Genomic DNA, 7,979 nt, shown 5'->3' on the forward strand with positions numbered 1-7,979 from the left:
ACCCCAAACTCACAATGCTGACTGTAACCCCGAGCACCACACTACCACCAACTGAAATACAAGCTTGGCTTCGTGATTTCAGCAACTTAGTAAACACTGAAATCATAACGAACCAGCACGAAATTCAACAGTGCGGATTCATGAATTTGAGAGAGACAAGGCTATTTGTACCAATGAATATTGGTATGAGATTAAGGTACCCGCACCATTTCACGGAACGATTTTTACTGCATTGCGACCCACATTGAAACCTCTGAAAACCCAGCGGCAATGACACCTAAACCGTAAGAAATAATGGCATATAACGCTGCGTTAAGTGGTTAGCAACGCTACCACCTTACCTAAACCATTGTGCTGTAAACACTAAAGCCGAATCAAACCGAAAATGCCAAGCGTTGGGAATCCGTCTTAAACGCTTTGTTATACATATTGGATTGAAATGAAAAACCCACTCTCTGATCGTAAAAATGCCCAAGCGGCTAGATAACTAACGGCTTGGGCATAAACCCACCCCATACCCTTTTATCCCAACGGCGTTTCGACTACTGAGTGTTACCTTTTCGTCTAGTCCCCAAAAGAAACTAGCAGCTGAGAATACCAAGAATACTTTGCATTGAGGCAGCAAATGGCTAACTTCAAGGCTTGATAAGCGTACCCTTACAGTGAGGGCGTCGCCCTCTATTTTGAGCTTTTAGGTGCTCGTACTTTTTTGGGGTTCTGCCAGACTACCAAACGCATGGGTACTCAACAATACCATCCACGGTAAAACCATGGTTAATTAATGCCTGCCTAATTAAAAATGGCAAAGTATTGGCATCACTGGGATAACTTTTGAGTAATTCGTTTGCGTACGAGTCAATAAACTCGATCAACTCTTGGATATTCATTGTTTCTAGAATAGTTGAATTCCAAATAGCATCTTCAACACTACACTCTAACTCTTCATTTGAATGTTCAAATATTAGTCTATTCTGTTTAATGACTCGAAAAGAGTCTTTACCTTGATGGTGTACGACTAATTTGTATTGTGGAACTCTTTTTACAATCTTACCTCGATGATCTCGCCGAGGGTCATAAAAAGCCTGTGATAAAACAACCTTACCCTCAACTCGGAAAAATTGCTTTTCATAAGCTTTAGTATCCAATGACCAATAAACTTTATAAGTATTCCGTCTCAGTTTATGCCCATAATTATTCAAGAGTGGTAGAAGTTGTAGTTCTGTCCCCAACTTGCTTCCACGATTCCAAGCACTAACTATAGACTGTTGAGTTCTACATTTTTCTGCTATCTCTTTTTGTGTCCATCCGTCATGTAATGCAAGCTTAATTAGTTCCCTTGTCCATTTAAAAGGTTTCTTCTTTAAATTTTTACTGTTAATAATAGTTCCCTCTCGGTTTAGGAGGGAGAATACCCCCTCCAAATCTTATTCTATTTTTTTCCTTTATTAACAGGGTTCTCTGGATTCATTTGCCAGCCTCGATTTCCCTGATTTTTATCGTAAGTCTTATTTGTACCTGAAGTCCCTTTATTTTTGTTTACCATATCAGAATTGTGATTGCTTTGTTTAGTCATGCTATATCTCCATGTGTATAAGTGACTGAATAATAATAGCAATCTCAAACATTACAGCAATTGATACTTTATTGATAAACAATGATAGATGGTGATATTTTGTGATGTGAGACTATGTATAACGCCCTTGTGAAGTTGCCCGCCCCAAAACCAAAGCCTTGCCCCGTAAACACAAAAGCCAATTCATACTGAAAATGCCCCGTGTTAAGGGTCAACTTACACAGTTTGTTATATGAGAACAGAAATCAAAGCGGCTTGGCCGCCCCACCGAGACAGCAGGAGATACAACCCAAGACCACGATACTAACTGTAACCGCGAGCACCACGCGACCGCCAACTGAGATACAAACTTGGCTTCTTGATTTCAGCAACTTAGTAAACACTGAAATCATAACGAACCAGCACAAAATTCAACAGTGCGGATTCATGAATTTGAGAGAGATAATGCTATTTATACCAATGAACATTGGCATGAGATTAAGGTTTACCGCACCATTTCACTGACCGATTTTTACTGCATTGCGACCCACGTTGAAACCACAAAACAACCAGCGGCAAAGAGACCTAAACCGTAAGGAAAATCGGCATATAACGCTTGCCATAAGGTGTGCCCCACCTAACCAATAAAGCGCGACGGACTTCATACCAAAACCGCCGAGTGTAATGCATCACCTTGATGGCTTTGTTATGTTTTTGAATTTCATACGATCTTTGTACTTTTCTTTTTGCTGAGGTGACATCGACTTCCAGATCAGTTTTTGTGATTCAGAATCCATATTTAAGAGTTGATACTGATTGTAAGAACTGCGCAAATTAACGGAGTATTGTTCAGGCTTAAAGTCGACCTCAAATTTTGTTAACTCTTTGAACAAAAGACTTAAGCATTCAGGATCGACGCCATGTTTACTTTTTATATCTTTCGCTTGACGGTGAATGAAGTCTCGTCTTTTTAAATGAATACTCCATAGTTTTCTTAATGGCTCCAAACTCATGTCAATTTGCTTATTTTTTAGCGCCTTTTCAAGAACTTTTCGCCTATCATCTAATGCAGTAACTTGTTCTTCATTTTCATCAAACACCACAATTTCTTCAAATCGAAGTATGCATGATGACCCAACCCAAAGAGATTTGCTGGTTTGCTCATTATCAATTTTATAGTGGTAACGTAATTCATCATGTTCACAAAGCTCACACTGTTCGTAGGCCTCACCATAATCAATAACATCACCAGAGAAAAGCCATTCACTAAATGCAACTTTGAACTCATCTGAAATGCTGAGTGGTAAGATATTCTCGATAGACTTTTCTAACCAGGGATTCTTCCTTTCCTTAGTCATCGACATACTCCATTAAAAAACATAACGTCTAACATAAGTTGCACCACGGCTAACCCACCAAGTACACTAAACTTCATACCAAAACTGCGGAGTAAAACGTGTCAACTTGATGTTTTTGTTATAAGAAGGTCTACAGATCTCGCATCTCAATTATTAACTTTTTAAGTGCACTATCTTGTACATTTTCAACGAATTCTAAATCATGATCTCCATGTAAACATGCAATTACATAATCTACTATATAATCATCTAGCTTAAGCGTCTGACGAATTGTTCCGTCATTATTACCAATTCTAATCATAGGCATTGAACCCGATTTTTCTGGGGCTTCTAAAACAATCCAATGATTTGTAAAAGAATTCATTTTCTCACATTGTTCACCTAACATAATCAATTCATTATCAGTTAGGTCACTAACATCACCATTTTTTGCTTGTCCTAATATTGCCTTATTCACTCGTTCATCAGTATCGTTAAAAACAATTGAAAAATCAGCACCAGTTATACTTTCAGCTGAATTACGCCCTCGATCATTTACTACTGTTGGAATAAATGTAATTTCTCTCTCAATACCATTAACTTTAAGCCTAAAGCTTCCTATTAATCGAGCAAGTAAAGCGGTTACATAAGCCGGCTCTTGAGAATAGTTTTTACGCGTAATTTTTCTTGCCGCTTCTCTTATATGCTCTCTAACCTCTGAAAACGAGTCATTCTGAACAAAACGTAACATTTAACTTCCTTCTTATAACGCTTAACATAAGTTGCGCCCCACGGTGCTAACCAAGTACGCTGAATTCCAAACCAAAAATGCCGAGTGTAATGCGTCAACTTGATGTTTTTGTTATGCCATTAGCGCTCACTGATTGCAACTTTACCTGCCAGTCCTATAAGCAACACACCTGATACGCCTTCAAGAACCCTTGAATAGCGCTGGGAATTGGGTCTACTAAACACCCAACTTCCAACAGACGCATACAGGACATTACATAGAGTCGCCAAGCCACTAAACAATAATCCAAGTATTAACAATTGCACCGAAGCTGAGCCGGTCGATGTATCGATGAATTGAGGCAAAAATGAGAGGAAAAATAGCGCTACTTTAGGGTTTAACACACTAACAACAACACCTTGTATAAATACGTTTCGACTTGTTTCGGTGCTTTCACTTACAACGATCTTGCTGCCTCCGCGCCACATCGAAAGTAAAGATTGAACACCTAAATACACAAGATAGGCAGCACCTAACCATTTCACAACACTAAAAGCTAAAGCAGAGCTCAGTATTATCGCGGATAAACCCAAACATGCAGCTAATGTATGCACAAAATAGCCGACCCCTAACCCAACAGCAGCTTTCATTCCACTTGCCATTTTACCCTTCATTGTGTTCGAAACAATGTAGATTACGTCTGGCCCCGGTATCATATTGATCGCCAGACAAGCGACCAAGAATAATAGTAATGAGTTTAAATCCATTTCTTTTCCTCCATGTTAAACGCTCTGGGGCATAACGCCCTTGTGAAGTTGCCCGTCCCAAAGCTAAAACCTTACACCGTAATCACATAAGCTAACCCTTACCGAAAATGCCACGTGTTAAGGGTCAACTTGCACAGTTTGTTATATGAAAACTTAAATCAAAGCGGCTTGGCCGCCCCACCGAGACAGCAAGGAGTCACTCAAAAACCTCGATGCCGACTGTAATCGTGAGCGCCGCACTACTAACAATTRATTACCTTACTTGGCAGTGTAATTTCAGCAACTTAGTAAACGCTGAAATCATAGCGAACCAACACGAAATTCAACAGTGCGGACTCATGAATTTGAGAGAGACAAAGCTATTTATRCCAATGAATATTGGCACGGAAATTAGGTTAACCGCACCAATTCACGGAAAAATTTTCACGGCATTGCGACCCACATTGAAACCTTTAAATACTCAGCGGAAAAGAGACCTAAACCGTAAGAAAAATGGCATATAACGCCTTGGCATAAGGTGCGCCAACGCTGAAATTACAAAACCAATTATACTTCAAACCAAAACCACCGAGTGTCAGGCGTCACCTTAATGCCTTTGTTACCCGGCCGTTCGACTTGGCTAAAGCAGCTTGCCTGCCATGATGAAATGCAATTAAAAAAGACGCTGATTAAGCGCGACAAACACTCAACTCAAAGCAGACAAATTCAAACCTATAACCACGAAAATTACTGCGCGTTTACCCACAAAATAGCGGCTACGATGAAGTTAGCACTATGGTTTACCTAGAAAAGGTGAACCAGAAACGTGCGCGAATACGGATAAAAAGGCAGCCCAAACTAAAGCCGCGAACAGCGCCAACAAAGTTACATTGTCACTACAGCCACCAAAATGTAACCACTGCCCTGCCCCACGCACCGACCACAATATTGAAAGCGGCATTCCTCGATGATGGTGCGGCAATAGCTGAGAAATTTAAGAACTGGTAAGTACGCGGAGCATCAACCGCCACGGCCGAACCATGGTTAAAACCAAATAAAGAAGTTGACGCGGTTATCAGCGAACATTCACGTAAGTCGTTGAGATATTTAAAAATAAGAAGCCGCTATGAACAACGAACGATTCTTACTGCATACGAATTTATCTGGAATTGAGCAACTCACAGCGACAGCGGAGTTAAGTACACAAAAAGAACTGAACCTAGTCGGGTAACGCCCAATTAAGTCGCTGACAACGCTACCAATACACTCAATTTAACCACCATAATCACACAAGCCAAACTGAGTTGAAAATGCCACGCGTTGGCAGTCTACTTGAATTGCTTGTTATGTTGAGGCTACCCGCTGATTTTCTTGGACATATTGAAACCTGTAATCTTAAAGCCAACATCCTTATATAACTTAAGCGCTCGTTCATTGTGATAGGCGACTCTAAGTTTTATTTGGTTGATTCCAATACTTTGTAGCTGAGTTTCCAACGCGGAAATCGATTGAGTACCATAACCAGAACCTCGATACTCATTCGAAACATAGAAGTCATATATAAAGGTGGATTTATCACTGCGGTTTATTGAATGCCAAAGATAACCCACGAGCTGAAATTGACCATCGATTTCAGCATCAATGCATAATAGCGAATGCTCATTACCCTCAAGTCCGTCGGGAAAGCTACGATGTAGTTCTTTCTTTGCTAATTCGACAGCAATCTCTAAAGAATGCCCATAATTTTTAGCAATTTCCTGACTATAATCGTCAATAAAATACTGACAATATGCTGGATATTCTTCTTGGCGCATTTCTCTAACTACTACCATATTCATCCTTTATAAACGGTAAATTCAATCCGCAACATAACGCCCTTGTGAAGGTGCCCGCCCCTAAACCAAAACCTTGCCCCGTAAACACAAAAGCTAATTCATAGTGAAAATGCCGCGTGTTAAGGGTCAACTTGCACAGTTTGTTATATGGAAAACTGAAACCAAAGCGGCTTGGCCGCCCCACCGAGACAACAGGTGAACAACCCCAAACTCACAATGCTGACTGTAACCGCGATCACCACGCTACCAACAATTGATTACCTTACTTAGCAGTGTGATTTCAGCAACTTAGTAAACACTGAAATCATAACGAACCTGCACCAAATTCAACAGTGCGGATTCATGAATTTGAGAGAGACAAAGCTGTTTATGCCAATGAATATTGGTATGAGATATAGGTTAACCGCACCATTTCACGGAACGATTTTCACTGCAGTGCGACCCACATTGAAACCACAGAACAACCAGCGGCAATGACACCTAAACCATAAGAAAAATTGGCATATAACGCCAAGCTAACGTGCCCGAAACCGTGGCATACACTTTTGCGAAGCAAAAATGCCATGCGTTTTGGGTCACTGTTGAGCGCCTTGTTAGGCGATGCCTCGATAGTTGCACGTCCCTAGCTCATTGGATATAAGCCCAAAGCCTTTATCTACATATAGGCAGAATACTGCTCGAACGACATCGACTGGTACTGCCAAAGATTGTGCTAGTTGAATACCATCTATAGTAACACCAATATCACAGTTCTCGACAAGGCTATATAGCTCAGACATGCTAGATTGTTCTTCATACAACCTAGCCAAAAAGAGGATGAAAGTGGGGTCAAAGGACTCAATTCCTTGAGCAAATGGGCTTCCCATTGCCATTCTTCTTTTTAAATATCCTTCAGTCTCGAACAAAGCAAGTGTGCGAGCATATTGTATGTAGATATCTTGAGTAAGGTTATAGTTCTCGTCTTTCAACTGGTCATAAATTGCTTTGGTTAACTTCGACGAGTTTTCACAATTCGCACTGATAGGATCTTCCAGATTATTAAGTCTACGGTTAATTTCAACGCCATCAATTTCAGATTGAAGTTGCAAAAATATAGCTGCTATAGGATTCCATGCAGAAGAAACCCTTACCGCTTTCAAAAACCAATCAACTTTACTTTCCACTCTTGCTCCTTATTTGCCTAACGCCCTTGTGAAGTTGCCCGCCCCTTAGCCCAAACATTACACCGTAATCACAAAAGCCAATTCATAGTGAAAATGCCGCGTGTTAAGGGTCAACTTACACAGCTTGTTATATACCTTACGACTTACCTAAGTATGGGGCTAGAATACTACTGACTTGCTCGCGACAAAGGCCGATTTCAACACTAATACCAGCCTGTTTTAAAATTTCGATTCCTCGACCACTATTACGAGCATCAGGGTCAAGAATAGAGACCACCACATGCTTAATACCAGAGCTTACCAATATACTTGCRCAAGCAGGTGTTCGYCCAACAAACGAGCAAGGCTCTAGTGTTACATATGCTGTTACACCATCCATTGAACCTGAATATGCCTTGAGAGCTTGAACTTCAGCATGATTACCACCTATAGCCTGTGTAAACCCCTCTGAAACGATTGAGTCATCTTTAACCAATACGCAACCAATTGGAGGGTTAGGAATACACTTAGGCAATGCTTGCTTTGATATTTCTAATGCTCTAAGCATGAACTTTTCAGACATTTATTTCGTATTCCTTTTATCGGGATATAACGCCCTTGTGAAGTTGCCCGCCCC

8 protein-coding genes are annotated in these 7,979 nt (G+C 40.6%); all 8 read right to left on the bottom strand.

Annotated features, from left to right (window positions below; genetic code table 11):
- Window positions 1–725 precede the first annotated feature (725 nt).
- Window positions 726–1,421: a hypothetical protein gene (locus L4D78_RS27740; protein ID WP_428469912.1), complete on the bottom strand. Its 696-nt coding sequence runs from the start codon at window positions 1,419–1,421 to the stop codon at window positions 726–728.
- Window positions 1,422–1,429: 8 nt separating this feature from the next.
- Window positions 1,430–1,573 carry an alpha-amylase gene (locus L4D78_RS27745; RefSeq protein WP_428469913.1) on the bottom strand — a complete coding sequence of 48 codons (144 nt, stop codon included), beginning with the start codon at window positions 1,571–1,573 and terminating at the stop codon, window positions 1,430–1,432.
- 668 nt (window positions 1,574–2,241) lie between these two features.
- Entirely contained in the window at window positions 2,242–2,910 is a 669-nt protein-coding gene (locus L4D78_RS27750) for a hypothetical protein (protein WP_428469914.1), read from the bottom strand.
- Between the two features lie 130 nt (window positions 2,911–3,040).
- A complete protein-coding gene (locus L4D78_RS27755; protein ID WP_428469915.1) occupies window positions 3,041–3,640 on the bottom strand; it encodes a hypothetical protein in 600 nt (199 codons plus the stop codon).
- 119 nt (window positions 3,641–3,759) lie between these two features.
- Window positions 3,760–4,386, bottom strand: a complete 627-nt coding sequence (locus L4D78_RS27760; protein ID WP_428469916.1) for a LysE family translocator — start codon at window positions 4,384–4,386, stop codon at window positions 3,760–3,762.
- Between the two features lie 1,334 nt (window positions 4,387–5,720).
- Window positions 5,721–6,197, bottom strand: a complete 477-nt coding sequence (locus tag L4D78_RS27765) for a GNAT family N-acetyltransferase (protein WP_428469917.1) — start codon at window positions 6,195–6,197, stop codon at window positions 5,721–5,723.
- 596 nt (window positions 6,198–6,793) lie between these two features.
- Window positions 6,794–7,363: a hypothetical protein gene (locus tag L4D78_RS27770; protein WP_428469918.1), complete on the bottom strand. Its 570-nt coding sequence runs from the start codon at window positions 7,361–7,363 to the stop codon at window positions 6,794–6,796.
- A gap of 136 nt (window positions 7,364–7,499) precedes the next feature.
- Entirely contained in the window at window positions 7,500–7,925 is a 426-nt protein-coding gene (locus tag L4D78_RS27775) for a bifunctional diaminohydroxyphosphoribosylaminopyrimidine deaminase/5-amino-6-(5-phosphoribosylamino)uracil reductase RibD (protein ID WP_428469919.1), read from the bottom strand.
- Window positions 7,926–7,979: the final 54 nt, after the last annotated feature.

This window comes from Photobacterium minamisatsumaniensis (assembly GCF_050336695.1).
Taxonomy (GTDB): domain Bacteria; phylum Pseudomonadota; class Gammaproteobacteria; order Enterobacterales; family Vibrionaceae; genus Photobacterium; species Photobacterium minamisatsumaniensis.